Source organism: Pseudomonas sp. CAM1A (assembly GCF_047501685.1).
In the GTDB taxonomy this organism is placed as follows: domain Bacteria; phylum Pseudomonadota; class Gammaproteobacteria; order Pseudomonadales; family Pseudomonadaceae; genus Aquipseudomonas.
This window is the reverse complement of sequence record NZ_JBFNXP010000045.1, coordinates 1-1,261: the sequence shown is the minus strand read 5'-3', so window position 1 is coordinate 1,261 and position 1,261 is coordinate 1. Positions and strand designations below refer to the sequence as shown.

Sequence of the window (1,261 nt, the reverse complement as noted above, 5' to 3'; positions counted from 1 at the left end):
TGTACGGATCACCCACATGGGTTACACAAAAGTTCACTCACATAGGTGACAACACCTTAAGTGTTACATAACCATCAGTGGCATCCCGCACATCGACCCTGCCAAGGATGATGGGACCGAAAATAACATCCCAGACGCCATCCCCAACCTGCTCCAGTCCAATGGTCTGGTGCTTGAGCACATAACCTACGTAGATCCTCAAGCCCCGGCGATTGATGATGCCGGAGCTATCAGCCGGCAAGCTCTCGATATGACTGGGATAGGTCATTTCGGGGAGCTTTTCAGGGAATGGGCGTGGGGATGGCTGGTAGCAAGACGCCGGTGTTTTCTGCTTCAGCGCTTCATGCAAGCGCTCGTGATTGTAGTGCTGCCGAAAGCGATCAAAGTGCCGTTGTTGAGCCTCCCAGGCCACTGCGGGCGGCGATGGGAGCGTGCTTTTGAGCGTTCGATGCATGCGCTCGTGGCGGCCATTTTGTTCAGGCCGACCAGGCGCAATGCGCTCGGGAATGATGCCTAGACGCAGCCACCAGATCGACAGCTGAGAAAGTCCCGCACGCCCCTTACTGGCAAACGGCACACCGTTATCGGTACGAATCCGCTCAGGCAAGCCATTCTCTCGGAACACTTGGGTGAAAACGGCCTGGGTTTCCAGCAGGTTGGTATTGGGCATGCTGTGACAGGCGAGCAGGAAACGACTGGCGTGATCCATGATCGTCAGCGGATAGCACCAGACGCCTGCACCTGTCAGAAATTGACCTTTGTAGTCCGCACTGAACAGCTGGTTAGGCGACTCGGCCTTCTCCAGTGGCTTGGGATAGACCGCTACACGCTGACGTAAGCGGCGTGGTTTGACCAACTCGGCTTTCTTGAGGATGTTGTAGATCGCTGTCTTCGAGGGCGGAGCCTGATCAGGGAAACGCTCCTGCAGCGCAGCTTGGATCTTTTTCGGACCCGGTTCCGTTTCGCCTCGACTGCGTAGTTCGATGATGGCTTCGCGAACTGCAGCGGGTACGACCCAATCCTGGTTCAACCGGCGGCGGCTGCGTTCTTCCAGCCCCGAAGGCCCCTCTTTCTCATATCGCTCGACCCATTTGTAGCCAGTCTTTCGGCTGATCTCATAGGCCTGGCACAGGGCGCTGAAGCTGGGCGGCCCCTGCAGGTAATCCGCGATGAAAAGCATTTTAAGGTCCATAGGTTTCAGCTCTCGCCAAGGCATGGTCAGATCCTCGAAAACCGACCCTGCCAGTTAAAGACTGTTACC

At 56.4% G+C, this 1,261-nt stretch carries 1 protein-coding gene; it reads right to left on the bottom strand.

All coding sequences use genetic code 11. From position 1 onward, the window contains the following. Window positions 1-37 precede the first annotated feature (37 nt). A complete protein-coding gene (locus ABZO33_RS26805) occupies window positions 38-1,216 on the bottom strand; it encodes an integrase core domain-containing protein (protein ID WP_111533459.1) in 1,179 nt (392 codons plus the stop codon). Window positions 1,217-1,261 lie beyond the last annotated feature (45 nt).

Coding starts and splice junctions, on each gene's coding strand:
- ABZO33_RS26805 (WP_111533459.1), bottom strand. CDS start 1,216: ATGCCTTGGCGAGAGCTGAAACCTATGGACCTTAAAATGCTTTTCATC.